Source organism: Streptomyces iconiensis, assembly GCF_028657195.3.
Lineage (GTDB): Bacteria > Actinomycetota > Actinomycetes > Streptomycetales > Streptomycetaceae > Streptomyces > Streptomyces iconiensis.
Genome location: NZ_JANCPR020000014.1, coordinates 38,544 through 65,097, shown reverse-complemented (window position 1 = coordinate 65,097; position 26,554 = coordinate 38,544). Strand labels below are relative to the sequence as shown.

General features: G+C 73.0%; 25 protein-coding genes. 18 read left to right on the top strand and 7 right to left on the bottom strand.

The window, feature by feature from the left end:
- Position 1 precedes the first annotated feature (1 nt).
- The 6 genes from mdlC to NMN56_RS16075 all read right to left on the bottom strand — a co-directional run bounded on the left by mdlC (position 2) and on the right by NMN56_RS16075 (position 7,192).
- Positions 2–1,942: a benzoylformate decarboxylase gene (mdlC, locus tag NMN56_RS16100; RefSeq protein WP_274039588.1), complete on the bottom strand. Its 1,941-nt coding sequence runs from the start codon at positions 1,940–1,942 to the stop codon at positions 2–4.
- Between the two features lie 154 nt (positions 1,943–2,096).
- Complete coding sequence (locus NMN56_RS16095; protein WP_274039589.1) at positions 2,097–3,086, bottom strand: ABC transporter permease; 990 nt, start codon at positions 3,084–3,086, stop codon at positions 2,097–2,099.
- Entirely contained in the window at positions 3,083–3,859 is a 777-nt protein-coding gene (locus NMN56_RS16090; protein WP_274039590.1) for an ABC transporter permease, read from the bottom strand. The genes NMN56_RS16095 and NMN56_RS16090 overlap by 4 nt, the downstream gene beginning before the upstream one ends.
- Positions 3,856–4,842 (bottom strand): ABC transporter substrate-binding protein, encoded by a 987-nt coding sequence (locus NMN56_RS16085; RefSeq protein WP_274039591.1) that lies wholly within the window; start codon positions 4,840–4,842, stop codon positions 3,856–3,858. Before NMN56_RS16085 ends, NMN56_RS16090 begins: the two co-directional genes overlap by 4 nt.
- Before the next feature lie 190 nt (positions 4,843–5,032).
- The gene (locus tag NMN56_RS16080; RefSeq protein WP_274039592.1) at positions 5,033–5,563 is read right to left on the bottom strand and encodes a MarR family winged helix-turn-helix transcriptional regulator; all 531 of its coding nucleotides are present in this window, start codon (positions 5,561–5,563) and stop codon (positions 5,033–5,035) included.
- 264 nt (positions 5,564–5,827) lie between these two features.
- Positions 5,828–7,192: an MFS transporter gene (locus NMN56_RS16075; protein WP_274039593.1), complete on the bottom strand. Its 1,365-nt coding sequence runs from the start codon at positions 7,190–7,192 to the stop codon at positions 5,828–5,830.
- A gap of 401 nt (positions 7,193–7,593) precedes the next feature.
- Between NMN56_RS16075 and NMN56_RS16070 the strand changes: the two genes are divergently transcribed.
- The 13 genes from NMN56_RS16070 to NMN56_RS16010 all read left to right on the top strand — a co-directional run bounded on the left by NMN56_RS16070 (position 7,594) and on the right by NMN56_RS16010 (position 21,553).
- Positions 7,594–9,078, top strand: coding sequence for an aldehyde dehydrogenase family protein (locus NMN56_RS16070; RefSeq protein WP_274039968.1), 1,485 nt, complete (start codon positions 7,594–7,596; stop codon positions 9,076–9,078).
- A gap of 76 nt (positions 9,079–9,154) precedes the next feature.
- The gene (locus NMN56_RS16065) at positions 9,155–10,099 is read left to right on the top strand and encodes a VOC family protein (RefSeq protein ID WP_274039594.1); all 945 of its coding nucleotides are present in this window, start codon (positions 9,155–9,157) and stop codon (positions 10,097–10,099) included.
- 59 nt (positions 10,100–10,158) lie between these two features.
- Positions 10,159–11,001 carry an aspartate dehydrogenase domain-containing protein gene (locus NMN56_RS16060; protein WP_274039969.1) on the top strand — a complete coding sequence of 281 codons (843 nt, stop codon included), beginning with the start codon at positions 10,159–10,161 and terminating at the stop codon, positions 10,999–11,001.
- Positions 11,002–11,087: 86 nt separating this feature from the next.
- A complete protein-coding gene (locus tag NMN56_RS16055; RefSeq protein ID WP_274039595.1) occupies positions 11,088–11,894 on the top strand; it encodes an alpha/beta fold hydrolase in 807 nt (268 codons plus the stop codon).
- Between the two features lie 12 nt (positions 11,895–11,906).
- The gene (locus NMN56_RS16050; protein WP_274039596.1) at positions 11,907–12,428 is read left to right on the top strand and encodes a cupin domain-containing protein; all 522 of its coding nucleotides are present in this window, start codon (positions 11,907–11,909) and stop codon (positions 12,426–12,428) included.
- A complete protein-coding gene (locus NMN56_RS16045) occupies positions 12,421–13,176 on the top strand; it encodes an SDR family oxidoreductase (RefSeq protein WP_274039597.1) in 756 nt (251 codons plus the stop codon). The genes NMN56_RS16050 and NMN56_RS16045 overlap by 8 nt, the downstream gene beginning before the upstream one ends.
- A gap of 19 nt (positions 13,177–13,195) precedes the next feature.
- Positions 13,196–13,984, top strand: a complete 789-nt coding sequence (locus NMN56_RS16040) for an SDR family oxidoreductase (RefSeq protein WP_274039598.1) — start codon at positions 13,196–13,198, stop codon at positions 13,982–13,984.
- 14 nt (positions 13,985–13,998) lie between these two features.
- On the top strand, positions 13,999–15,624 hold the full coding sequence (locus NMN56_RS16035) for a thiamine pyrophosphate-binding protein (protein WP_274039599.1): 1,626 nt from the start codon (positions 13,999–14,001) through the stop codon (positions 15,622–15,624).
- A 33-nt stretch (positions 15,625–15,657) separates the two neighbouring features.
- Positions 15,658–16,593, top strand: coding sequence for a PDR/VanB family oxidoreductase (locus NMN56_RS16030; protein ID WP_274039600.1), 936 nt, complete (start codon positions 15,658–15,660; stop codon positions 16,591–16,593).
- 128 nt (positions 16,594–16,721) lie between these two features.
- A complete protein-coding gene (locus NMN56_RS16025; protein ID WP_274039601.1) occupies positions 16,722–16,946 on the top strand; it encodes a recombinase-like helix-turn-helix domain-containing protein in 225 nt (74 codons plus the stop codon).
- Between the two features lie 2 nt (positions 16,947–16,948).
- Positions 16,949–18,001 carry a Rieske 2Fe-2S domain-containing protein gene (locus tag NMN56_RS16020; protein WP_274039602.1) on the top strand — a complete coding sequence of 351 codons (1,053 nt, stop codon included), beginning with the start codon at positions 16,949–16,951 and terminating at the stop codon, positions 17,999–18,001.
- 318 nt (positions 18,002–18,319) lie between these two features.
- Positions 18,320–19,660, top strand: coding sequence for an erythromycin esterase family protein (locus NMN56_RS16015; RefSeq protein WP_274039603.1), 1,341 nt, complete (start codon positions 18,320–18,322; stop codon positions 19,658–19,660).
- Positions 19,661–19,930: 270 nt separating this feature from the next.
- Positions 19,931–21,553: an SDR family oxidoreductase gene (locus NMN56_RS16010; RefSeq protein WP_274039604.1), complete on the top strand. Its 1,623-nt coding sequence runs from the start codon at positions 19,931–19,933 to the stop codon at positions 21,551–21,553.
- An 84-nt stretch (positions 21,554–21,637) separates the two neighbouring features.
- Here NMN56_RS16010 and NMN56_RS16005 read toward each other — a convergent pair whose 3' ends face one another.
- The gene (locus tag NMN56_RS16005; RefSeq protein WP_274039605.1) at positions 21,638–22,465 is read right to left on the bottom strand and encodes an NAD(P)H-binding protein; all 828 of its coding nucleotides are present in this window, start codon (positions 22,463–22,465) and stop codon (positions 21,638–21,640) included.
- Between the two features lie 130 nt (positions 22,466–22,595).
- Between NMN56_RS16005 and NMN56_RS16000 the strand changes: the two genes are divergently transcribed.
- The 5 genes from NMN56_RS16000 (at position 22,596) to NMN56_RS15980 (ending at position 26,445) form a co-directional block, all read left to right on the top strand.
- Positions 22,596–22,814, top strand: a complete 219-nt coding sequence (locus NMN56_RS16000) for a hypothetical protein (protein WP_274039606.1) — start codon at positions 22,596–22,598, stop codon at positions 22,812–22,814.
- A gap of 748 nt (positions 22,815–23,562) precedes the next feature.
- The gene (locus tag NMN56_RS15995; RefSeq protein WP_274039970.1) at positions 23,563–24,435 is read left to right on the top strand and encodes a GNAT family N-acetyltransferase; all 873 of its coding nucleotides are present in this window, start codon (positions 23,563–23,565) and stop codon (positions 24,433–24,435) included.
- A gap of 147 nt (positions 24,436–24,582) precedes the next feature.
- Positions 24,583–24,939 carry a peptidase inhibitor family I36 protein gene (locus NMN56_RS15990; RefSeq protein WP_274039607.1) on the top strand — a complete coding sequence of 119 codons (357 nt, stop codon included), beginning with the start codon at positions 24,583–24,585 and terminating at the stop codon, positions 24,937–24,939.
- Positions 24,940–25,192: 253 nt separating this feature from the next.
- The gene (locus tag NMN56_RS15985) at positions 25,193–25,480 is read left to right on the top strand and encodes a hypothetical protein (protein ID WP_274039608.1); all 288 of its coding nucleotides are present in this window, start codon (positions 25,193–25,195) and stop codon (positions 25,478–25,480) included.
- Positions 25,481–25,587: 107 nt separating this feature from the next.
- Complete coding sequence (locus NMN56_RS15980; protein ID WP_274039609.1) at positions 25,588–26,445, top strand: maleylpyruvate isomerase family mycothiol-dependent enzyme; 858 nt, start codon at positions 25,588–25,590, stop codon at positions 26,443–26,445.
- The last annotated feature ends 109 nt before the right edge of the window (positions 26,446–26,554 follow it).

Sequence of the window (26,554 nt, the reverse complement as noted above, 5' to 3'; positions counted from 1 at the left end):
GTCACCCAGCCTCAGTGCGGCCGGGCGCGTCCGCGCCGTACGGCGCCCCGGTGCGGTCCGGCACCGCAGTCCCGGACGGCGCCCCCGTGCGGCCGGGCACCTCCACGCCGGACGGCGCCCCCGTGCGGCCGGGCACCTCCACGCCGGACGGCGCCCCCGTGCGGCCGGGCACCTCCACGCCGAACGGCACCTCGGCACTGTCCGACACGGCAGAACCGGACGGCGCCCCCGTGCCCCGCGACAGCCCCGTGCCCCGCGACGCCCCGGCGCCGTCCGGCGTCCCGGTGCCGTACGGCGGGGAGTCGTCGGCCGGTACTCGTACGTGCAGCAGGAGCGGGCCCTCGTCGTCGCCGGGTGCGAGGGCACGGTCGAGCGCGGCGGGCAGTGCTGCCGGGTCCTCGACCAGTTCGCCGGGGCAGCCGAACGACGCGGCGAGCAGCGCGAAGTCGATGCCGCCGATGTCGGTACCGGGTACGTCCCGGATGGCGAGCCTGCGTGCCAGGCCACGGACGGCGCTGTAGCCGCCGTTGTCCAGCAGCAGGTAGGTGACGGGGGCCCGGTGCCGTACGGCGGTCCACAGGGCCTGCACCGAGTAGAGCGCCGAGCCGTCCCCGAGCACGCACACCACCCGCCGCCGGTCGGCGAGCGCGCGGCCGACGGCCAACGGCAGGCCCCAGCCCAGTGCGCCGCTGCCGGTGGTCAGGAAGCGGCCCGGGCCGCTGACGGACAGCCGATCGTGCAGGATCTCGCGGTGGCTGGGGGTCTCCTCCACCAGAACGGTGTCGCGCGGCAGCCGGTCCGCGAGCAGGTCGAACAGCGCCTCGACGGTGATCCGCCCGCCGACCGGGGCCGGGGCCGGGGACGGGGACGGGGCCGTGCCCGTGACCGTGACCGGGGCCGGGGCCGGTGCCCGCGTTGGTGCGGGGCGCGGCGCTGGTGCGGCGCGGTCGGCCGCGCGGACGAGTCCGGCCAGCGCGCCGACGGCGGGCCGCAGGGTGGTGACGACGCTGGTGCCGACCGGCAGCCAGGCGGCCTGCGCCGGGTCGCAGTCCAGGTGCCACAGCTCGGTGCCTGCCGCCAGCGGCGGTCCGCCGGTGTCCACGTGGTAGGTGAACAGCGGTGCGCCGAGCGCCACCACGAGGTCGTACGGGGCGAGTTGGGCCGCGAGCCGGTCGGGTACGGGTGGCAGGAAGCCCTGGAAGAGCGGGTGCCGTTCGTCGAATCCTGAGCGCCCTGACAGCGGGCTGATCCACACGGCGGCGCGGGTCCTTTCGGCGAGTTCGGTGACCTCGCGGGTGGCGTGCTCGTCGTCCACGCCGGGGCCGACGACCAGCGCGGGACGGGCAGCGGTGTCGAGCCGGTGGGCGAGCCGGGCGAGGACACCGGGGTCGGCGGTGTGCGCGCTGTACACCGTACGAGGGGGCACGTAAGCGGCCGGCCGGTCCCAGTCGTCCTCCGGTACGGACAGGAAGACCGGCCCGCGCGGGTGCGACATGGCCACCCGGTGCGCCTCGGCGAGCGCGGCCGGCACGTCCGCCGCGCGCTCGGGCTGGCGCGCGAACTTCACGTACGGCTCGGGGAAGCGGGTCGGCTCGTCCGCGCCGAGGAAGGGCCGCAGCGGGAGCAGCGCGCGGGTCTGCTGGCCCGCGACGACGACCACGGGCACCCGGTCGCGGTAGGCGTTGAAGACCGCGCCGAGCGCGTGCCCGACCCCGCCGGCCGAGTGCAGGCTGACCAGCGCTGCGCGGCCCGTACCCAGCGCGTGCCCGGCCGCCATGGCGACGGCTGTGGACTCCTGGAGGCCCAGCACGTAACGGAAGTCGTCCGGCCAGTCGCGGAACATCCGCAGTTCGGTGGAGCCCGGGTTGCCGAAGACCGTCGTCATGCCGGTGTCCCGGCACAGCGCGACGACGGCCTCGCGAACGGTCGGGGGCACGGCCATGAGGGCCACCTCCTCAGGTGCGTACGGGGTTCTCTGATGCGTACGGGTTCGGTGCGTACAGGGTTCTCGGGTGCGTGCGGGGTTCTCGGGTGCGTGCGGGTTCGGTCGTGCGGGCCGGGGGCGAACGGGGCGGTGGTGTACGGGACTTCCGGGGTCACGGCGCTGTGTGTACGAGTCGTTCGAGGGCGAGCAGCAGGGTGTTGAGCAGATGGCCGAGTACGCCGAGGAACAGCAGGACGGCCCAGACGGTGAGCAGGTCGGAGCGGGTCTGGGCGTCGACGAGCTGGAAGCCGATGCCGTCGGCCGTGCCGGGCAGCAGTTCGGAGAAGACCATCAGGATCAGCGAGAGCGCCAGGCTCAGCCGCAGCCCCGCGAAGATCCGGGGCAGTGCCGAGGGCAGGTACAGCAGCCGGATCCGCGCGGCGAGCGGCATCCGCAGCACCGCAGCGACGTCCAGCCGCAACGGTTCGACGCCGCGCACCCCGTCCGCCGTGTTGATCAGTACGGGCCATACCGCGCTGAAGACGATCGCGGCGAGCTGCATCGACGTACCGAGGTCGAAGAAGACGACGGACACCGGAACCAGCGCGGGCGGCGGCACGGCCCTGGCGAACTGGAGCACCGGGTCGCACAGCGCGTACGCCGTACGGGAGCGGCCGAGCAGCAGCCCCAGCACGATTCCCGCGAGCGCGGCCAGCGCGAAACCGGCGAGCACCCGGCCGATGCTGGGCAGCAGATTGGCGACCGCGTCGTCGGTCAGGAACAGCCGCCGGGCCGGGCCCGAGAACCACAGGTCGTACGCGTGCGCCACGATCCGCGCAGGCGGCGGGAAGAACACGCTGCCGTGCGCCTCGGCCGCCACCTGCCACGCGGCGACGGCCGCGACGGGGACGCCGAGGTGCAGCAGGAGCGTACGCGGCAGGGAGCGCGTACGCGTGCGCCGGGAGCCGGGCCCCGGTGCGGCCCCAACCCCCGCTCCAACCCCGGCTCCAGCTCCAGCACCAGCTCCGACACCGGCTCCGGCACCGACACCGACACCGGCTCCGGCTTCAGCTCCGGCCCCGGCTTCAGCTCCGGCACCCGCTCCGGCACCCGCTCCGGCTGCACGCTCCGTGCTCCCGGTGGCCGGGTGTCCGCCGGTCATGCGCGGCGTGCCCGGTGGTCGGGGGTCCAGGGGAAGAGGCGGCGTTCGGCGCCCACGAGCAGGGAGTTGATGACGAGCCCGAGCAGCCCGGCCCACACCACTCCGGCCAGTACGTCGCGGGTGCCGTCGGTGGCGGTGCCCGCCTGGGCGACGAAGATGCCGAGCCCCTCACCGAAACCGGCCAGTATCTCGGTGGCCACCGCCAGGATCAGCGCGGTGGCGGCCGAGATGCGGATACCGGCCGCGATGAACGGCGCCGCCGACGGCAGCGCGACCCGCAGCACCACGGCGAACCGCCCGAAACCGAAGGCGCGCAGCGTGTCCTTGGCGACCGGGTCGGTCTCCCCCATCCCGTAGACCGTGTTGAACAGGATCGGCCACACCGCCGCGTAGGTGACCAGCGTGACGGTCGTCGCGGTGCCCGAGCCCAGCAGCAGCGACACCAGCGGGATCAGCGCGACGGACGGGACCGGGCGCAGGAACTCGATCAGTACCCGCGCCGCCGTGTTCGCCGCGGGAACGCTGCCGAGCAGCAGCCCCAGCGGTACGGCCAGCGCGCAGGCCAGCCCGAGCCCGCCGGCCCACGCCTGGAGGGTGGCGGCGACGCCGTCCAGGAAGGCGGCCTGGCCGCCCAGTTCGACGGCGCGGGCCAGCACCTCGGAGGCGGGCGGCAGGTCGGCGCTGGGCACCAGCCCGGTACGGCTCAGCGTTTCGCAGACGGCGAAGGCGCCGGCCGCCCCGGCGCAGCCCAACAGCGCCTCGCCGCGCTTCACTTACCCGGCTCGTACAGCACGTCGGAGGCGGCCAGGTCCTTCTTCAGCAGGTCCTGGTCCTTCATCAGGGCGATGAGCCGGTCGAGTTGGCCTGCCCCTGGCCGGTCGGGGAAGGCCGGCAGCCCGATCGCCGACGCCTCCGCCGGCTTGATCTTGGTGTAGGAGGGCAGCGCCTTCTCGACGGCGCCGCGGTCCTTCGCAGCGACGGCCTGCGCCTTGTTGATCGCGCGGGCGAAAGCGGCGGCCGTACGGGGGTTCTTCTCGGCGAACCCCTCGGTGGTCGCGTACCCGCTGAGCGGGATGGCATCGGCGGGCCGAGCGGCACCGTCCACGACGGTACGGGCCTTCAGCTCGCGCTTGAGCGCCGTACGGAACGGCTCCGCCACGTGCACGGCGTCCACCTGGCCGCGCTTGAGCACGGTGCCCATCTGCGGGAACGGCACCTGCCGGTACTCCGGGCGCCCCGCGCCCTTCTCGCGCAGGATGCCGTTGAGGGTGAGCGACTGGATGTTGTTGAGGATGTTGACCGCGACGCGCTTGCCCTTGAGGTCCTTGGCGCTGCGGATGTCCGAGTCAGGGGGCACCAGGACGTCCATCATGTGCGGCGCGTTGCGCGCGGCCTCGGCGAGGAAGAGCGTCTTGAGGGTGCCCTTCTCCCTGGCCTGGAGGAAGCTGACGTAATTGGCACCCGCGATGACGTCCACCTGCCCCTTGGCCAGCGCGGGCAGCGCCTGGACGCTCTGCTGCACGGGCTGGACGCGGACGCTGAGCCCTTCCTTCTCGAAGAGCTTCCTGTCGAGGGCGATCTGCAGGCCGGCCGCGTCGGCGAGCGGCAGCGCGGCGACGGTGAGGGTCTTCTTCTCCGGCCCGTCCCCCGCGTCCGACGTGCTGCCGGAGTCGCTTCCGCAGCCGGTCAGCAGCAGGGCGGAGAGCGTCACAGCGGCGGCCAACCGCACCTGAAGCGTGCTGAGTCGGATCCTCATGGCACGGCAGCTTACGACTCACGCCCCGGAGTCACCATGCCACGGACCGCAGTGGCGGGAAACGCCGTACCCGCTGTACGCGTTGTCCTTATGGAGTCGCTGTGGCGCGAAGCCCCTGCCCTGACAGGGGCCGCGCCGCGCCCAACTCGGCGCGCGGGGCCCGCTCTCAGCCGGCGCGCGGTGCGCGCTCTCAGTCGGCGCGCTGTTCGTTGGAGTCGAGGATGGAGGTCTCCAACTTGCGCAGCAGCCTGGCCAGTTGACGGCGCTCGGACGGTGAAAGGCCCTGGAGCATGTGGTGTTCGTTGTCCAGGTGCTCGGCGAAGACGGTGTCCACCGTCTCGCGCCCCTTCTCGGTGAGGCACGAGTAGACGACCCTGCGGTCGCCGGGTTCGCGTTCCCGGGTGATCAGGCCGTCCTTCTCCAGGCGGTCGATCCGCAGCGTCACGCCCGCGGACGAGACGAGCCCGGAGTCGGCGAGCTGCCCCGCCGTCAGCCGGTACGGCTCGCCCGACCGCCGCAGCGCCGTGAGCACGTCGAAGCCCGCGACGGACAGCCCGTGGCTCTCTATCGAGGCGGTCAGCCTGGCGCTGTAGCGCAGGAAGGAACGGTGGAGCCGGGCGAGAACCTCCAGCGGGCTCGTGTCCAGCTCGGGCCTCTCGCGTGCCCAGTCCTCGATCACCTTCGCAACGGCGTCCGGTGCCACACGCCTTGATCCAGCCATCCTCGTCCCCTCGCCAGGCTCCGACCCGGTTTCTCACGTGCCTGAGAATCTTACCCCTGAGGGGATGAGGGGCATGTACGCCGCGAACGGGGTCCTCTCCCCGTGGACGGGTGGGGTCCTCTCCTCGTGAGCGGGCCGGGTCCTCTCCCCGTGAGCGGGCGGCGGAGGGGACGGTGTCCCGGAGCCGCGAAGGGCACGGGCACGGGGCACCCCCTCCCGTTCCTCCTCCCGGCGTGGCCGACGGGGCGGCGTCGGGAAAGGCCGTCAGGAGTTGAGCTGCTCCAGCGTCTTGCCCTTGGTCTCGACGGCGCACAGCGCGATGACAGCGCCGATCCCCGCCACCACGGCGAGCTGCGCGAAGACGAGTTCGAGGCCGCCGCCCGAGGCGGTGATGGCGCCGACGACGATCGGGCCGACGATGACGCCGACGCGGTTCCACAGGCCGCCGAAAGCGGCGCCCTTGGCCCGGTTGGAAGTGGGGTACAGCTCGGGCGAGTACAGATAGAGCCCCGCATTGACCGCGTACAGGCACATGGTCGTGCACGAGGCGAAGAGGGCGACCTGGCCCCCGGAGACGGCGCCGGCCAGCGCGAGCACCCCCAGGAAGAGCGTGGCTCCGCTCAGCGCGGCCACGAGCGCGGGGCGGCGGCCGATGCGGTCGATCACCATGGCGGCCACGAAGGTGCCGAACACGCCGGTGATGTTGCTGAGCAGGGTGTAGACGAGCGCGGTGGTCAGGTCCAGGCCGAACCGGTCGGTGTAGAGCGAAGGCAGCCAGGTGGAGATGCCGTGGTTGAGGTAGTAGGCGACGAACCACAGGCCGGAGAGCACCGCCGTACGGCGCAGATAGCGCCCCCTGAACAGGTCGCGCAGCCTGCCCTGACCCGTCTCGTCGGGGATGTCGGCCGTCGCGGCAGGCAGCGGCGCGGCCGTATGGCGGGCGACCTCCACCTCGATGCGCGCGATCTCCCGCTCGGCATCCTCGGTCCTGCCACGGGAGAGCAACCAGCGTGGTGACTCGGCCACATGACGCGGCAGCAGGACGGCGATCACCACGGGAAGGGCGCCGATGACGAACATCGCACGCCAGCCGAGGTTGGGCACCACCCAGACGGCGACCAGGCTGGCAGCGGCCAGCCCCGCGGGGAAGATCATCTCGTAGAGCAGGACGAACCTGCCCCGCTTGTCGGAGCGGGCGATCTCGTTGATGTAGGTGGCGGCGACGGGTACGACGCCGCCGATACCGAGGCCCTGGACGAACCGGAAGAGCGAGAAGCTCTCCAGCCCGCCCGCGAGGGCGACGGCCAGGCTGGCGAGGCCCGTGACGGCGACACCGAGCGCGACGGTACGCACCCGCCCGATCCTGTCCCCCATCCAGCCGGCCGCCAGCGCGCCGAGCAGCATGCCGACGGAGCCCGAGGACACGGCGAGCGTCGCCTGCCCCGTGGTCAGGTGCCATTCCTTCATCAGGACGGGCAGGGCCGAGGCGGCCAGCAACTGGTCGAACGCTTCGAAGAAGGTGACGGCGCCGATCAGGAATCGGACCTTGACGTGCCAGCGCGAGTGCGGGAGCCGTTCGAGCCGTGCGGCGATGGAGCCAAGGGCTGGCTTGCCGGCCACGGTTGTCATGGAGGAGTCCTTCCGCGGACAGAGAGGTTGCGGAGACAGTAGGAGCCAGCATCTAAGCGGTCAATGGTTAAGGGCTTAGCGGTATTGACTGTCCACGTATTGCCCCGCTTCACGCGTCAACGGCCGCCACCGTGGCCGGAGTCCGCCCTCACCCTCCTCGCACGGGGTCTTGCGCAATAAAACTTAAGCGCTTAGCTTTCTAGGACTTCGACGCCACAGAAGTCGCGGCGCCGGTCGGGCCACCGCCCGCACGCACCGTGAGGGCCACCGCCCGCACCGGCACGCACACGGACATGTCCACCGCCACCGACGCGTGCACAGCCCTGCCGTGCGGCGTACGGAGCGCGCGGAACGTACCGCCCGTGAACTCCCCGTCCCCCACCTCGCCCGGAGGTCCAGCCGTGCCGCACCTTCCCACCGACATCCTGATCGCGGGCCAGTGGCGGCGCGGTGCGGGCGAGCCGCTCGACTCGGTCGACCCGGCCACCGGGCACGTTCTCGCCACCCTGCACACCGCATCGGCCGACGAGGTCGGCGAGGCGGCAGAGGCCGGGGCGCGGGCGGCGGCCGACCCCGGCTGGTGTGCGCTGCTCCCCCATGAGCGGGCCCGACTGCTGTACCGGATGGGCGAGTTGACCGAGCGGTCGGCCGACGAGCTGTCCGCGCTCCAGACCGCCGACACCGGCAAGACCCGCGCCGAGACCCGGGCCCTCGCGCTCAGTGCGGCCGGCACGTTCCGCTACCTCGCTGCCGTGCTGGAGACGGCCGAGGACACACTCACCCCTTCGCGTGGCCCGTACACCACCATGAGCGTGCACGAACCGATCGGGGTCGTCGGCGCGATCAACCCCTGGAACTCCCCCATCGTCAGCGACGCGCAGAAGATCGCCCCCGCGCTCGCAGCAGGCAACGCGGTGCTGCTCAAACCGGCGGCGTGGACACCCCTGGTGTCCCTCGCACTCGGCCGTCTCCTCACCCAGGCCCTCACGGAGTTCGGGCTGCCGACAGCGCTGCTCTCCGTGCTGCCCGGCAGCGGACGGGTGGTCGGCGAGGCGGTGGTGCGGCACCCCCTCGTCGGCCGTATCGCCTTCACCGGCGGCACCGAGACCGGCAGATCCATCGCCAGGGTGGCGGCGGAGAAGCTGATCCCCGCCTCCCTGGAACTGGGCGGCAAGTCACCGACTGTCGTGCGCGCCGACGCCGACATCGAACAGGCGCTGGCCGGTGTGCAGTTCGGGGTCTTCTCGTCCAGCGGCCAGTCCTGCGTGGCCGGTTCACGGCTGTTCGTCGCCCGGGAGATCTACGACAGCTTCATGGAACGGCTCGTGGAGCGGGTGCGCGGGCTGCGCGTCGGCCCTGGCACCGACCCCGCGACGCAGGTCGGCCCGCTGGTGCACGCTCGCCACCGCGACGCGGTCGCCGCCTACGTCGACCTCGCGCGCTCGGAGGGCGCCCGCGTCCTGTGCGGCGGCGGCGCACCCGGGGGCGAGCGGTACCAGGACGGCGCCTACTACCTGCCGACCGTGCTCGAAGGGCTGCCGAACACCGCCCGCACCTGCCAGGAGGAGATCTTCGGCCCGGTACTCGTCGCACTCCCCTACGACGACGAGGACGACCTCGTCCGGCAGGCCAACGCCTCGGTCTACGGGCTGGCCTGCGGCATCTGGACCCGTGACGCGCGGGCCGCCTGGCGTATCGCGCGCCGCGTCGACGCCGGAACCGTCTGGATCAACACGTACAAGCAGTTCAGCGCCTCCACACCGTTCAGCGGTTGGAAGGACAGCGGCCTCGGCACGGAGAAGGGCCGGGAGGCGATCCGCGCCTACCAGCGGCAGAAGTCCCTCTACTGGGGCACCTCCGACGCACCACTCGCCTGGGCCGGTTGAGACACCGCACGCACACCCTTCGCCCTGACCCAGCCCCCGTCCGTCTGCACGCCCCCGCACGCTCCTGGAGTAGCTCATGCATCCTCCGCCCCACGGGCCGATCGCCCGGCTCCGCTCCCTGCGCTACGTCGAACTGCACACCCCCGCCTTCACCGAGGCCGCCGACTTCTACGAGGAGGTCTGGGGGCTGGAGACCGTCGAGTCCGACGACGGAGCGCGCTGGCTGCGCGCCACCGGGGACGAGCACCACGTGCTCCAGCTGACGCGGCGCGACCGCGTCGGCCTCGGCCGGCTCGCGTTCGCCGTCGCGACCCCCGCCGAGGTCGACGAGGCCGCACGGCGCCTCCAGGCCCGCGGCATCGTGCCCGTCGCCGGGCCGGGGCCGCTGGAGCAGGCCGGCGGCGGATACGGGCTCCGCTTCACCGACCCGGAACAGCGGCTCATCGAGATCAGCGCCCATGTCGAGGCGGTGGCCCCGCGCGGCCGGGACGGCTCCGTACCTGTCGGCGTCACCCATGCCGTGCTCAACACCACGGACATCGACGCCGCCGTCGCCTTCTACCGCGAGGTGCTCGGGCTGCGCGTCTCCGACTGGTCCGAGCACCAGATGGCGTTCCTGCGCTGCAACGCCGACCACCACTGCATCGCCTTCAACCGCGCCGAGTGGACCTCCCTCAACCACGTGGCCTACGAGATGACGTCGGTCGACCACTTCATGCGGGGCCTCGGGCGGCTGCGCCACCACGGCGTGACCCCCGGGTGGGGCCCGGGCCGGCACGGGCCGGGCAACAACACCTTCTCCTACTTCACCGACCCCTCGGGACTGGTCTGCGAGTACACGTCCGAGGTCGCACAGATCGTGGAGGACGCCTGGATAGCCCGGGTCTGGCGGCGGGTTCCCGAGCTGTCCGACCTGTGGGGGACGGCCGGGCCGCCGTCGAAGGAGATCCGCTGCCACATGGCCGGTACGCCCGACCCGGGCCCGCTCGCCCCCCTCGACGCGAAGGAGGGGACCGCATGAGTGCCGTGAGCGATGTGCATCCCGCCGGCGATGTGAATGCCGCGAGCGGCGTGAGCGACATGAGCGCTGCCCGTGCCGCGAGCGGCGTGAACGCATCCGGCCCCGTGCCCCGCGTGCGGCGTGTGGGCATCGTCGGGTGGGGCGCCATCGGCCGGGTCGTCGGCACCGCGCTCGCCGGGGGAGAGGTCGGCGGGGCCGAGCTGGTGTGCGTCGTGGACAACCGTCCGCTGGGGGAAGCGGCGCCGGCGCGGCAGCTCTCCTTCGAAGAGGCGCTGGAGCACTGCGATCTGATCGTGGAGGCGGCGGGTCAGGGCGCTGTACGGGAGTGGGGCGAGCGCGTGCTGGCCTCCGGCACCGATCTGCTGATCGCCTCCACCGGCGCGCTGACGGACGACGAGCTGGCCAAGCGGCTCCTGGCCGCCGGCCCGGGACGCGTGTACTTCACCGGCGGTGCGCTGGGCGGCCTCGACCTGCTCCAGGCGGCGCGGTCGCTCGGCCCGCTGGACCAGGTGCTGCTGACCACGACCAAGCTGCCCGCGACGCTCGAACAGCCGTGGATGGGCGAGGAGTTGCTGGCCCGGATGCGGACGGCGACAGGTCCCGTCGAGGTGATGTCGGGCACCGCGCGCGACGTTCCGGCGAAGTTCCCGCGCTCCACGAACGTGGCCGCCTCCCTGGCCCTGGCGGTCGGCGACCCGGACGCCGTCCGGGTCAGGGTCGTGGCCGACCCCGCGGCACGCCACACCCGGCACGTGGTCGAGGCGTCGGGCCCCTACGGCACGTACCGCTTCGACGCCGCACACCTGCCCGACCCGGGCAACCCCGCGACCAGCCAGGTCGTGCCGTACGCGGTGCTGCGCGGAGTCGCGGCGCTCGCCGGGCGGACGGGGCACATCTTGTGAAGGAAACACAGCTTGTGAAGGGAACACAGCCTGTGAACGGGACACCTTCTGCGCGGGAAACACCTTCTGTGGAGGCACCACAGCCCGTGAGTTCCCGGCAGACGGCCGGCGAGGGCACGGGTGTCCATGTGACCGAGGCCGGGGACCAGGGGCCGCTGCTGCTGTGCCTGCACGGCATCGGTTCCTCGTCGGCGGCGTTCGCCCCGCAGCTGGCCGAACTCTCCGCCCATGTCAGGGTCGTGGCCTGGGACGCGCCCGGTTACGCGCGGTCCGCCGACCCCCAACACCCGCTCACCCTGGACGACTTCGCCGACGCAGCCGCCGCGCTCGTCCGCGCACGCGGCACGGCGGCGCACATCTTCGGCGTCTCCTGGGGCGGGGTGATCGCGCTGCGGCTCGCCACCCGCCATCCGGAACTGGTCGCCTCGCTCATCGTCGCCGACTCCAGCCCGGGTTCGGGCACCGATGAGGCGAAGGCCGCGGCCATGCGCGCCCGCGCCGAGGAGCTGGCCGAGCAGGGACCGCGCGCGTTCGCCGAGCAGCGCGGGCCCCGGCTGGTCTCACCTGGCGCACCGGACGACCTGGTACGGCGCGTCGTGGAGACCATGGCGGCCTCGGTACGGCTGCCGGGCTACCGGTACGCCGCCGAGTCCATGGCCCGCACCGATCTGCGCGCCGAACTCGCCGCCGTCACAGCGCCGACGCTGGTGCTCTGCGGCGACCAGGACACCGTCACCGGCGTCGAGGCGAGCCAGACCCTCGCCGGCGCCGTCCACAAGAGTGCCTACGTGATCGTCAAGGACGCCGGTCACCTGGCCCATCAGGAGCAGCCGGGGCACGTCAACGCCTGGGTGCTCTCGCATCTCCGTATCACCGCTGCCATTCCCGAGTAGGAGCTGTTCCGCATGCCTCTGACCACGACCGCTTACGACAACAACGGCGACCTGGCCGCCTACACCGACTCCCTGATCGCCAGCAAGGACTCCCGCGTCGCCGACTTCGACACGCTCTCCTTCCAGGAGAAGGCGGGACCGCAGTACCGCCGGGGCCAGATCCGGTACGTCGGCTCCGGCGCCACGGGCAACCACGAGGGGGACAGCCGCATCCTGCCCTCGGGCGGCTTCACCTTCTCCAACATGCTGCTGCCGCCCGGCGCCGAGGGCCCTGCCCACACCCATCACGATGTGGAGGAGGCGTTCTTCGTCCTGGAGGGCGAGGTCAGGGTGGGCATACACCGTGGCCCCGACGAGGCCGAGTACCGCACGCTCGGCTACCGGGACATGATCGTCGTCCCGGCCGGTGTGACCCGCTCGCTCAAGAACGAGGGCGAGACCGACGCCCTGTTCTGTGTCGTGATCGGCACGCAGAAGCCGCAGGTGCCGTCCTACCCCGAGTACTCACCCATGCACGGGGTCACGCGTGACTGACAGCCCGTCGGACGGCGCGCGCACCGTCGTCGTCACCGGTGCGGGCCGTGGCCTGGGGCTGGTCGCGGCCCGCCGCGCGGGCGCCGACGGCTTCCGGGTCGTCGTCGCCGAGCTGGAGCGCGAGCGGGGCGAGCACGCCGCCGCCGAACTGCGCGCCGAGGGCCTGGACGCGCGCTTCGTACGCTGCGACGTCTCCGACCCCGCCTCGGTCGAAGGGCTGGCAGCCGCCGTGCGCGAGTCCGGGCGGCTGTACGGGCTCGTCAACAACGCGGCGCTCGCCAACGGCGTGGGCGGCAAGGAGTTCTGGGACCTCGGCATCGCGGAGTGGGACCGGCTGATGGCGGTCAACGCGCGCGGTCCCTGGCTGGTTTCGAAGGCGCTGTATCCCCTGTTCGCCGGTCAGGGCCGGATCGTCAACGTCGCCTCGGACGCCGCGCTGTACGGCTCGCCCCGGCTCGCCCACTACGTCGCCTCCAAGGGCGCCGTCATCGCGCTGACCCGGGCGATGGCCCGCGAGCTGGGCGACCAGGGGATCACCGTGAACGCGGTGGCGCCCGGGCTCACCGAGTGCGAGGCGACCGAGACCGTGCCGGCCGAACGGCACGAGCTGTACCGCGCCCGGCGTGCGATCTCCCGCCCGCAGCGGCCCGACGACCTCACGGGGGTCCTCTCCTTCCTGCTGGGCGAGGAGTCCCGCTATCTGACCGGCCAGGTGATCGCCGTCAACGGCGGCTTCACCATGAACTGACGTACAGGAGAACCGAGTTATGGACCTGGGTCTCGCCAACCGCACCTTCGTGGTCACCGGTGGCAGCTCGGGCGTCGGCCTCGCCACGGTCGGCGCACTGCTCGACGAGGGCGCCCGCGTCGCGACCTGCGGCCGTGACGCCGACCGGCTGGCCACGGCGGCCGAGCGGCTGGGAGCCGGCAGGGACCGGCTGCTGACCTCGGTCTGCGACGTACGGGACGCCGAGGCGGTGCACGGCTTCGTGGGCCGCGCGGCGGAAGAGTTCGGCGGCATCGACGGACTCGTCAACAACGCGGGCAGCTCCCGTATGAAACGCCTGCACGAGTGCACGGCCGAGGACTGGCGTGACGAGCTGGAGCTGAAGTTCGCCGGGGTGCTCAACCCGCTCCATGCGGCCCGCGCCCACCTCGCCGCTTCCGGCGCCGCGAGCCTCGTCAACATCAACGCGGTACTCGCCAAGCAGCCGGAGACCCGGCTGATCACGACGAGCGCGGCGCGCGCGGGCGTGCTCAACCTCACCAAGTCCCTGTCGGCGGAACTGGCCGCCGACGGCATCCGGGTCAACTCGGTCTCCCTCGGCCTCATCGACACCGGCCAGTGGACCCGCCGCCACCAGGCGGCGGACTCCGGGATGCCCTACGAGGAGTGGCAGACCGAACTCGCCGCCTCGCGCGGCATCGCGCTGGGACGCCTCGGGCGGGCCGAAGAGGTCGCCTACGCGGTCCTCACGCTGCTCTCGCCCCGCGCCTCGTACATCACAGGAACCAGCATCGACGTCTGCGGCGGAGTCGGCCGCTCCATCCTCTGAGGAGACCACCCACCATGCGTGATACGACCGGAGGCGATCTCCTCGTCACCGTCCTGCGCGAGTACGGCATCGACACGGTGTTCGGCATCGTCAGTGTGCACAACCTGCCGCTCGTCGAGGCCGTGGACCGCGAGCTGCGCTTCGTTCCCGTGCGGCACGAGGCGTCGGCCGTGAGCGCGGCCGACGCCTACGGGCGGGCCCGCGGCGGCCTGGGTTGCGCGCTGACCTCGACGGGGACCGGCGCTGGCAACGCGGCCGGTTCGCTGATCGAGTCGCTCAGCGCGGGCAGTTCGGTTCTGCACGTCACCGGGCAGGTGGAGAGCGCGTTCCTGGGCAGCGGGCGTGGCTTCATCCACGAGACCAAGGACCAGCTCGGCATGCTGCGCGCCGTGTCGGTACACGCCGAGACCGTGCCGGACGCGGAGCGCGCCGGGCGGGTCCTCCGCGCGGCGGCCCGCGCCGCGCTCGCAGCGCCCGGCGGTCCCGCGAGCGTGGAGTGGCCGGTCGACCTGCAGTACGCGGCGCAGACCGACGAGCCCGAGGAACGGCACGCGCCGCCGGCCCCCTCCCCCACGGCGGGCGAACTGGTCGCCGCAGGACGCCTGTTGGCCTCGGCACGCCGTCCGCTGGTGTGGGCGGGCGGCGGCGCCACGGGTGCGCGGGACGAGCTGGCGAGGCTGCTGGAGGCGACGGGCGCCGGGCTGCTCACCTCGAACTCGGGGCGCGGCAGCGTGCCGGAGGACCACGACCAGGTGATCGGCAACTTCGCCACCAGCCCGCCGGCACGCGCCCTGCTCACCGAGGCCGACCTCCTGCTCACCGTCGGCACCCACTTCCGCTCCAACGAGACCGCCGACTACGGGCTTGAGCTGCCCGCAGCGCACATCCAGATCGACGTGGACGCCGCCGCGCTCGGCCGTGCGTACCCGGCTGCCCACGCCCTGCACGGCGAGGCGGCGCCCGTGCTGGAAGCCCTGCTGCCGCACGCCAGGCACGCGGAGCCGGGCTGGAGCGACCGTGTCACCGCGGTACGCGCCGAGGTGCGCGCCGCACTGCGCGACAGCATCGGCCCGCAGGCGGCGGTCTGCGACGCGCTCCGCGCCGCACTGCCACGCGCCGCTGTCGTCGCACGGGATGTCACCATCCCCTCCAGCAGTTGGGGCAACCGGCTGCTGGAGATGTACGACCCGCGCGACAACGTCTTCCCGCGCGGCGGCGGCATCGGCCAGGGGCTCGGCATGGGCATCGGCGCCGCACTGGCGCGGCCGGAGGACCCGACCGTGGTGCTCGCCGGGGACGGCGGGCTCGCCGTGCACCTCGGCGAGCTGCTGACCCTGGCACAGGAGCGGCCCCGGCTGACCCTCGTCGTCTTCAACGACGGCGGCTACGGCGTGCTGCGCAACATGCAGGACCGCTACAGCGAACGCCGCAGCGGCGTCGACCTGGTGACCCCCGACTTCGCGCTCCTCGCGCACGCGTGCGGGCTGCCGTATCTGCGCATCGGCTCCGAGGAGGAGGCGGCGCCCGTGCTGAGCCGGGCCGTCGCCTCGGAAGGGCCGTCGCTGGTCGAGGTCGACCTGGCGGCGCTCGGCCCCATGAAGAACCCGTTCACCCCGCCCGTACGCATCCCGGGCCAGTAGCCCCGTCCCTGCTGCCGGAAGGAGGCAACAGCCATGAGCGAGAGCACCATGCGGCTGCTCGTCCGCCGTATGACGTGGGAGGCGGAGGACGTCCTGTCCGTCGAACTGGCCCACCCCGAGGGCAAACCGCTGCCCGCCTGGACGCCAGGCGCTCACGTCGATGTCGAGGTCGGCGGCCTGACCCGCCAGTACAGCCTGTGCGGGGACCCGCGCACACCCGACCTCTACCGCATCGCCGTGCTCAACGAGGCCGCCTCGCGCGGCGGTTCGCGGTACGTGCACACCCGGCTGCGGCCCGGCGGGCACGTCACCGTCGGCGAACCGCGCAACCACTTCGCGCTGGAGGACGCCCCGGCCTACCTGTTCATCGCCGGAGGCGTCGGCATCACCCCGCTGCTCGCCATGGCCAGGGAGGCGGCGCACAGGGGCGCCGACTGGCGGATGGTCTACGGCGGCAGGTGCCGCGCCTCGATGGCGTTCACCGGCGAACTGGCCGCACTCGGCGGCGCGTTGACGCTCGTGCCGCAGGACGAGCTGGGCCATGTCGACCTGGACACGGAGCTGGCGCACGTGCCCGACGGGACGCTCGTGTACGCCTGCGGCCCCGAACCGCTGCTCAAGGCCGTCGAGGAGCGCTGCCCCGGCGGGCGGCTGCGCCTGGAACGGTTCGCGGCGCCGAGCGTGGAAAGCGCCGGTGTCGACGGGGAGTTCGAGGTCGAGTGCCGCGCGTCCGGGGTGAAGCTCGGCGTCGGCGCCGGCACCTCGATCCTCGCGGCTGCGGAGAAGGCAGGGCTGGACGTGCCCCACTCGTGCCGCGAGGGCATCTGCGGATCCTGCGAGACGCGGGTGCTGGAGGGCGTGCCCGACCACCGCGACTTCCTGCTCAGCGAGACGGAGCACGCGGCGGGGACCTCGATGATGATCTGCGTCTCGCGGTGTGCCTCCGGCCGTCTCGTACTGGACCTGTGACCACGGCCCGGGGCCACGAGCTGCGACCGCTACCTGTGCCCACGACCTGCGACCACGACCTGTGACCACGGCCCGCGCCCACGAGCTGTGACCCAACCCGCCCCCTCACCCACGTATCAGGAGACCCCGTGACCGACACCTGGCCGTACCTGGCCGTCCACCAGTCCCGTACGCACGAACCCACCCCGTACGAGTACAAGCTCGCCGCCGCGCTCGAAGAGGTCTTCACCAGCGAGGGCCACGAACTGGCCGACGTCGTACGGGGGCTCAACGCCCGCACCGTCCACGCCGCCGACGGCAACCCGTGGACCGAGGAGTCCTTCCGCGCCGAGATGAACCGACTGGGAGCCTGACCATGACGCTGTCGTCCACCGCCACGGCCGACCACATCTACGCCACGGGACTGCGCAACCAGTGGCACGCCGTCGTTCCCTCGCACTTCGTCGCACCGGGTGCCATGCGCAAGGTGACGGCGCTCGGCGAGCAGTGGCTGCTCTTCCGCCGCGCCGACGGCGCCCTGTCCATGCTGGCCGACCGGTGTCCGCACCGGGGAGCGCCGCTGTCGCTCGGCAAACACCTCGGGGACCGCATCGCCTGCTGGTACCACGGTGTCGAGGTCGAGACCGACGGCACGGTCTCCTCGGTGCCCGCGCTGCCCGGCTGCAACCTGGAGGGGAAACGGCTGGTCACCTCCCTCCCCGTACGGGAGGTCCAGGGCGCCGTCCTGGCCTACTTCGGCGACGAGGAACACCCCGAGCCCTGCGAACTGACGCTGCCCGAACCGCTCACGGACCCCGAGGTGGACGCTTTCCTGTGCTACGCCGAGTGGAACGTGCCGTGGCGGTACGCCATGGAGAACCTGCTCGACCCGATGCACGGCGCGTTCCTCCACCACGACTCGCACACGATGTTCGACGGGGACACCACGGCGAAGTTCCGCATCCGCGAGACCGGGCGCGGCTACTTCTTCGAGAAGACCGACCAGCGGGGCGTCAACTTCGACTGGGTGGAGCTGTGCCGTACCGGCGTGGACTGGGTCGATCTGTCCATCCCGTACCCGCCGTCGGCAGGCCCCGGCGGCCCCTTCGGCATCGTGGGCATGGCCTGCCCCGTGGACGAGAGCCGCACCGGCGTCTTCTTCTGGCGCTACCGCCGCGTCCAGGACTGGCAGCGCGCGTCCTGGCGCTTTCTGTACCGGACGCTGATCGAGAAGCGCCACTGGGAGGTGCTGGAGCAGGACAGGGCGATGCTGGAGGCCATGCCCGCCGACGCCGACCAGCGGGAGAACCTGTACCAGCACGACCTGGGCGTGGTGCGCCTGCGCCGCCTGTACCGCGCGGCGGCCGAGGCACAGTCGTCGGGCACGGCGCAGCCCTCGGCCACGGCGCAGTCCCCCGCCGGGGTGTGAGGCGCTGACAGGGTGTGAGGCGCTGACGGGCACCGGCCCGGTGATGCCGTACGCGCCGCGCAGCGCGGGAGCGCGTACGGCAGGCCGCCTCCCGTACGACCGCTTCCCGTACGGCCGCTTCCCGTACAGGCGCTCCCGTACGGCTGGGTCGCCGGGCCCTCGTCCGCGGGGTGGGAGAGAGGCGCCGCGTTGTTGCGGTGAGGTCCCGGCCGGGATGAGGATCGCACCCGTCAGGTGGGTGCGGTCGGGGCGGCTGGTCGGCCGCCCGGCCCGTCGACACCGTTCCCCGGCAGGGGAGAGCGTGAGGGAGGGCGAGGCGTGACCACGGATGCGACGGGCGCTGCCGGGCTGAGCGGGAAGGCGGTGCTGCCGTTGCGCACGCTGAGTCCCGAGGCCGCGACGGACGACCTGGAATGGCTGGACCGCGCGGTGGGCGGCGCGCGGGTGGTGGCGATCGGCGAGAGCGCGCACTACAACGCCGAGTTCTACCAGTTGCGCCACCGCGTACTGCGGCACCTGGTCGAGCGGCACGGGTTCAGCGCCTACGCGATGGAATCCGGTTACGCCGAGGGGCAGTTGGCCGACGCCTGGGTCAGGGGCGGCGAGGAACGGCTCGGCCACGTCATGGCCCAGGGCACGACCTCGCTGATGGGGCTGTGGCAGCCGCTGGGCGCCCAGTTGGAGTGGATGCGCCGGCACAACAGGACGGCCGCGCGGCCCGTTGGCTTCCACGGGATCGACATGCCCGGCTCGATGGCGTCCCTGCTGCCCGGCCTCGACGCCGTGCTCGCGTATCTCGCGGACGCAGACCCCGGGTTCGGCGCCGACCCGCGCCTCCGGGAGACGGCCGCCGCCTTCGCCGGAACCTCGGCGTTCTCCGCGCCCGCCGCCATCGGCGCCTACGTGGACCTCGCACCCGAACGCAAGGACGCGCTGACCGCGGGGCTCGCCGACCTCACGGCGCGGATGACCGGCCGGCGCCTCGACCATCTGCGGCACTCGACAGCCGGGGCACACGCACGTGCCCTGCGCACGCTCCACCTCACGGTCACCCTCGACGCGATGCTCAGGGCGCTCTCGCGGGGCGAAGCGCACGCGATGATGCTCAGCCGCTCGGCTGCACTCGCCGACACGGTCGAGTGGGTGCTGCGCGGCGGGGACCGGATCGTCCTCGGCGCCCACAACCTCCACGTCCAGCGCTGGCCCGCCACCCTGACCGGCACCTCTCCGGCGACGACGATGGGCATGCACCTGGCCGACCGGCTGGGCGAGGAGTACGTGGTCATCGGTACGACCACGGCGACCGGCGAGACCCTCAACACCGGACCCGACTTCTACGAGGGCCGCCTCTTCACGGAACTGGCAGCCGACACGCGCCCCGACAGCCTGGACGCCGTCATGGCAGCGACGCACGACGGCCCCTTCGCGACGGACCTGCGCCGCCTCTCCCCGGCCGACGCCACAGCGCTGCGTGCCGTCTCCCGGCAGCGGTTCGGCGCCGCCTACTCCGGCCAGAGCCCGCTGGACGCCTACGACGCACTCGTCCACCTCCCGCACGTCACCGCTGCCGAACCCGACCGCGCGGCCCTGGCCCACGCGCCCCGTGACGTGCGGGAGGCGTTCGCCCGGTGGCGGCCTGCGGAGCCGGCGCGGGCGTAGCCGTACGTACGGGCGCACACGGAGGTGCCTGAACCGATGCCGGGGCCGGTGCCTGGACGTCGTTCGCGCTCCCGAGCGCGGGGCACGCGCATACGTCCCGCGCATACGTCCCGCGCATACGTCCGGCCCGCACGTCCCTCCCACACGTCCGGCCCTGACCGTCGGCCCACACGTCCGGCCCACCGGGCGCCGGGTCCTGCCGCCGTACGCGCGTGCCTGGCGGAAGAATCGGCGGAACACCCCTGGCGTCGGCGAGGCACGGAGACCCCCATGAACGCAGATGACCCGGCGAACGCGGACGGTCCGGAAGCCGGTGCGAGCCCGGGGGCCGGACAGCGGTCCGCGGCCGGAGCGGGCCCGGCGTCGGGGCCGGGGCCCGAGCGGGGGCTGCGGGTGCTGGTGACCGGTGCGACCGGGTACATCGGGGGGCGGCTGGTGCCCGAACTGCTCGCCGCGGGGCACACGGTGAGGTGCGTGGCGCGGTCGCCGCACAAGCTGCGCGACCACCCCTGGGCCGACCGTATCGAGGTCGTACGGGGCGATGTGACCGACGCGGAGTCGCTGGACGGCGCCATGCGGGACATCGATGTCGCGTACTACCTGGTGCACGCGCTGGGAACGGGCGCGGGGTTCGAGGAGACCGACCGCCGGGCCGCCCGTGTCTTCGGCGAGGCCGCACGCGCGGCCGGCGTCCGGCGGCTCGTGTACCTCGGGGGGCTCACCCCGGAGGAGGTGCCGGAAGCGGAGCTGTCCCCGCATCTGCGCTCCCGCGCCGAGGTGGGCCGCATCCTCCTCGGCTCGGGGGTCGAGACCGTCGTCCTGCGGGCAGCGGTCATCATCGGCTCCGGTTCCGCCTCCTTCGAGATGCTGCGGTACCTCACCGAGCGGCTGCCCGTCATGGTGACGCCGAGCTGGGTGCACAGCAGGATCCAGCCGATCGCGATCCGTGACGTGCTGCGCTACCTCGTCGGCAGCGCCCGTGTCCCGGGCGGCGTCAACCGGGCGTTCGACATCGGAGGCCCCGACGTCATGACGTACCGGGACATGATGCGGCAGTACGCCGAGGTCGCCGCTCTGCCCCACAGGTTCATCCTGCCCGTGCCCATGCTGTCGCCGAGCCTGTCCAGTTACTGGATCGGGCTCGTCACCCCAGTACCGCGGTCCATCGCCCGCCCCCTCGCCGAGTCCCTGCGCCACGAGGTCGTCTGCGCCGAACACGACATCGCGGAGTACGTGCCCGACACGCCGGAGCAGCCCGTCGGCTTCGCCACAGCGCTCGAACTCGCGCTGCGCAAAATCCACGAAGCGCAGGTCACCACCCGCTGGTCCTCAGCGGCGCTGCCCGGCGCACCGAGCGACCCGTTGCCCACCGACCCCGACTGGGCCGGCGGCAGCCTGTACACGGACCGCCGGCAGACCGTGGTGGACGCGCCGCCGCAGGTGCTGTGGCGCGTCGTCGAGGGGATCGGCGGGGACAACGGCTGGTACTCGTTCCCGCTGGCCTGGGCCGCACGCGGCTGGCTCGACCGGCTGCTCGGCGGCGTCGGGCTGCGCAGGGGCCGCCGCGACGCCGAACGGCTGCGCGCGGGTGACTCCCTCGACTTCTGGCGCGTCGAGGAGATCGAACCCGGCAGGCTGCTGCGGCTGCGCGCCGAGATGAGGCTGCCCGGCCTGGCCTGGCTGGAGATGTACGCGGAACGGGACGACGAGGGCCGCACCCTCTACCGGCAACGGGCCCTGTTCCACCCGCACGGACTCCTCGGCCACGCCTACTGGTGGAGCGTCGCGCCGTTCCACGCGCTCGTCTTCGGCGGCATGGCCCGGAACATCGCACGGGCCGCAGCCAAGGAGGCAAGGACCGGAGCGGGCCCGGCCGGAGCCGCGGCGACCTGAGCCCGAGCCGGGCCACCCACACCCGGGGCCCAGCCCACACCCTCACGGGCGCACCCACACCCGGGCCCGTGGCAACCCGCCTGCCTACTGGGCGAGCAGTTCCCGGTAGCCGTCACGGTAGGTCGGGTAGGCGAACGTGAAGCCGCTCTCGCGCAGCAACCGGTTCGCACACCGCTTGCCGTTCCCGCGCGGGTTCGGGCCGTCGGCGACGGGTGGGCGCGGCACGCCCAGTTCACCGGCGACGAAGTCCAGCAGCTCGGCGCGGTCGACGGGGTGGCCGTCCGCGCCCAGGTAGACGGGGTCGGGACGGGCCACGGCCGTGGTGAGGTGCACGAGGGCCGCCGCCGCGTCCTCGCGGTGTATGCGGTTGACGTACAGCGGCTCAGCCGGCGCCGTGGCGGTTCCCTCGCGCACCTGCCGCACCAGGTGCCCACGGCCGGGACCGTAGATTCCGGCCAGCCGCAGGATCGTGCCGTGCGGCGCGCGGCGCCTGAACACGCCCTCCGCCTCGACCAGCACCTCGGCCGTCGGGGTGCCGCCGTCGCTCGGGCTGGTCTCGTCCACCCAGCGTCCGTCGGAGGCCCCGATCACGGCGGTGGAGGACACCAGCAGTACACGGCTCGGCGACGCGCCTGAGCGTTCCACCGCGTCCAGCACCGTGTGCAGGCTGGTGACGTAGGCATCCCGGTACGCCTGTACGGAGCGGCCGTCCGCGCTGGTCGCGAAGACGACGATGTCGACGTCGGACGGCACAGCGGGAAGCTCGCGCGTCAGGTCGGCCGCGAGCGGCTCGATCGCGGCCGGCAGCCGCTCCGGCGAGCGCCGCACCCCGATCACGCGGTGCCCCGCCGCGCTGAACCGCAGCCCCGCCAGCGTCCCCACATCGCCGCATCCGGCAATAAGCACCGTCATCGCCGGCCGTCACTCCCCGCCCGTTCGTCCATGCGTCCGACCCTACGTGCCCCCGCTTCCCGCCTGCCCGGGGGACGGCGCTTCCCATGATCGGGATGCGCCCGGGCCGCTCCGCGCGCACGGTGGAACCATGGTCCCGATCATCGTGTACCCGCCCGACGCGGACGGCGGACGCCGCGTACGCGCGGACGGGACGATCCTCGGCCGCGCCCACAACGTGCAGGACGTGCTCGCGCTCCTGCGCGACGCCGGTTTCGACCCGGACGAGATCGACCTCGACGGCCCCCTGATCGACTGGCGGGGCGGCGGCGCGTACGCCTGGGAGCCGTCAGGGGACGACCCCGCGTAACGCCTGGCGGTGTCCCGGTGTCCCGGTGTGCCGATCAGGCTCAGGCCCGCGGGAGCCCGCCTCCCGGCCGACACATGAGCCGCGTTACGCCCATGCCCCCGGCACACCTGGTCCGGGACACGCGTGACCCCCGAGACGGCCGCGGTTCCCGTGCACGGGGACACGCACGCGGCACGTCTCGGGGGTGTGCCCGGCGTCGCCGTCCCAAGCGGCAACGACCGGTCGTGACCTGGACCGCAGCAAGGCTCCCCCCTTCGCGGACCAGATCACTCCATCCCTTCCCACCCCGAGGCGTGGCGTGGAAGGGGCGCCGGAACCGTCGTTCGCTGCGAAGAAGAACGGTTCCGGGGGTACGGATCATGGAGCTGGATGCGCCTTCCGCTCGGCGTGTGCGGCGGTGGCGCGGCCCACCGGGGACCGGGGCGAACCTTCACCCTCAGCTTACGAGTGACAACAGAGAGCGGCAAACACAGTTTCGGACAAGCCGAACACCGGTGTCCGGTCGTGGAGTTCATGTGACCCACACACGGAAACGGCCACCCCCGAGCGCCTCAGCAGGACGCTGAACAGGGGCAGTTGCGCGTCGCCCCGGAGCCGTACGGCTGGACACCGGCGCCGCACGGGAAAAACCGGGCGGCGCTGCCCCGCGGGCACATGGTGAAATCGCGCCATGCGCGAAACCCGCCCGTCCGCACCGCTCACCGGCTCCACGGCGCACCCCCCGGACGGGGGCAGGCTCCTGGCGGCCATGGAGGCGAACCTCGCGGAACACGCCTGCCACCTCCACCGCCACCTCCAGCGGCACGGGCCCGACGGCACCCGGGCGCGCGCCCGGGTCACGGAGACGGACGATCTGCTGGTCGCGGACAGCGGGCTGGACGACGACACGTTCAACATCGTCGCGAGGGCGAGGTTCGGCCCCGACGGCGCGGAATCGCGCATCGCGGAGACCGTGCGTGAGGTGGCGCATACGGGGCGTGCGTTCTCCTGGTGGGTCGGGCCCGCTTCCACGCCGTCCGACCTCTCCGCGCGCCTGACCGCCGCAGGACTGCCCGCCTCGGAGCGCGAGACCGCCATGTGGGCGGGACTGGACGACGTGACCGCGCACGGAAGGACGCCGGGCGAACGGTCAGGACAGCCGGACGCCGAGGCCGGACCGCGGCCCGTGACCGGCCCCGCCGCCGGGCCGGCAACCGGCCCCGTACTGGACATCCGCACGGCCACGGGGCCCGCCCAACTCGCCGACCACGCGGCTGTCCTGGCCGCGAACTGGGACCCGCCCGCCGCCACCGTCCGCACCTTCCTGCGCACGGCCGGGCCCTGGGCGCTCGCCCAGGACAGCCCCGCGCGGTATCTGGTGGGCTATGCGGCGGGGCAGGCGGTCTGCTCGGCCGAGGTGTTCTTCCACGCGGGAGTGGCGGGTATCTACAACATCTGCACCCTGGCAGCGCACCGCCGGAGAGGCCACGGCGGCGCGATCACCCTCGCCGCGCTGCGCGCCGCACGCGCCGAGGGCCACCATGTCGCCGTGCTCCAGGCCTCGGCCGACGGCGAACCGGTCTACCGCCGCCTGGGCTTCCACCCGTGCGGGCACTTCACCGAGCACGCGATGAGGGCTTGACCGCCCGTGTCGTGACGCGCGCCCAGGGTCCCCACCCGTCGGGCCTCTCGTGGGGGTGAAGCGCTGCACCTCACGGTTTTACGGCGGTTCGCGAAGGACAGCCACAAATGGGGCAGTTGGCCCCTGTGCGGCGGAAGGACCGGGTGCGTGAGGCGATTCGTGCGGAAGTCGACGGCGTACGCGGGGACCGTGCTCGCGGGGTTCAGCGTGACGGCGCTGCTGCCGGCAGGCGGCACGCCGGCTGTTGCGCCGCTCCCCTGTGCCCACGTCAACGCGCTCTGCGCCTGGACGGGGCCCGGGGGCAGCGGCGAACAGCGGGTCGTCCGCACGGAGACGAAGGCACTCACGCCTCCGGTCCGCAGCGTGCGGAACCTGACCAACGAGACGTGGTGCCTGTACGAGGGACGGGCGTTCAGCGGCACCCAGAAGTTCGAGCTGACGCCGTACGAGTCGCGGCACGACCTCGGCTTCGCCGCCCGGTCAGCCCGCCCGCACTCCTGCTGAGCCCCTGGAACAGCGGGCGTTGGGCCTGGGAACAGCGGGCGTCGCGCCCTGGGACAGCAAGCGGCGGGCCCTGGAACAGCGGACATCGGGCCCCGCAGTGGCGGGTGTTGAGCCCGGTGCGACGGGTGGGGCGGTGAGCACTACGTCGCGTCGCCACTCGTAAGGAGGAGGGCGGCGCCCCGTCGTGATGGGTACGGCATCGGGCGGGCCCCCAGACCAGGGCCCGCACGCTCATTGCGAGAAGAGGACCCGCATGTACCGCAAGACCATCGCAGCAGCCCTGCTGGCAGGAGCCATCGCCGTGGGTACGGCAGGAACGGCTGTCGCGTGTCCCCCCGGTCCCGGAGGCCGGGAGTCCAACCAGATCCACCCCCACGAGCACCACGGGGACTTGGGGCACCCGGCGCAGCAGGGGCACCCTGGTCAGCCAGGGCACCCCGGTCAGCCGGACCTGCCGGGCGACCCTGCCCAGCAGGGCAGCCAGGGCGCGGGAGCGCCGCAGCACCCGGGCTTGATCGACGGGGTGCCGCTGCGCGGCTGACTGCCGGGCAGCAGTCGCGACAGCACGCCTGAAGAGTGCGGCCAACAGCACGCGTTGGCCGCACTTTTCGCGTGTGCGGACACCGACGGCGCGGCTACCGTGACCGGATGACGGACTTCACCTGGCTCAGCGCACCGGTCGACGCACGCGCGCTGTTCGCACCCGAGCGGGCCGCGCTGCTCGATGTGCTGCGTGCGCTCGGGCCCGGCGACTGGGAGCGCGAGGCGGTTCCGGGCTGGAGCGTGCGGGATGTCGCCGCCCATGTGCTCGGTGACGACTACGGGCGCCTGGCCCGCGACAGGGACGGCGACAGCGCGGGGCCCGCGCCCCGTCCCGGCGAGTCCCTGGAGGCGTTCATCCACCGGGCCAACCAGGAGTGGGTGGACGCCGCACGCCGTATCAGCCCGAGCGCGCTGGTCGAGACGCTGGAGGTGACGGGCAGGGGCGTCGCCGAGCTGTGGCAGAGCGGCACGCCCGACGAGCCGGGACTCGGGGTGTCCTGGGCGGGCGCCGATCCGGCGCCGCGCTGGCTGGACTGCGCGCGTGACCTCAGCGAGTACTGGACGCACAGGCAGCAGATCCGGCACGCCACAGGTCAGCCGACCGACGCGGACCCGCGCCTGCTGGGGCCCGTACTGGACACGTTCCTGCGCGCGCTCCCTTTCACGCTGCGCACCGTCTCAGCCGAGCCGGGCACGCGTGCGCGTGTGGTCGTACGCGGTGCGGCGGGCGGCGCGTGGACGGCGACCGCCATGGAACGCGGCTGGGTCCTCACCACGGCGGACCAGGAGGCCCCCGGCGGCCCCGATCCCGCCGCCGTCGTGCGCCTCGATCCGGAGACCGCCTGGCTGCTGTGCACGCGCGGGATCACGCCGGAGGAAGCCCTCGGCCGCCCCGAGACGAAGGCCGAGGGCGACGAGCGGCTCGTCGCCGCGATGTCCCGCATCCTCTCGATCATCCGCTGAGTACGCGCGGGGGCCGGGACGCCGCACAGCACGGGGACGTATGTCGCGTCACGCGGTGTCCTGGTACGCGAGGTTTCCGCGGGACGGACGGGGGCCCGGGGATGCGGGG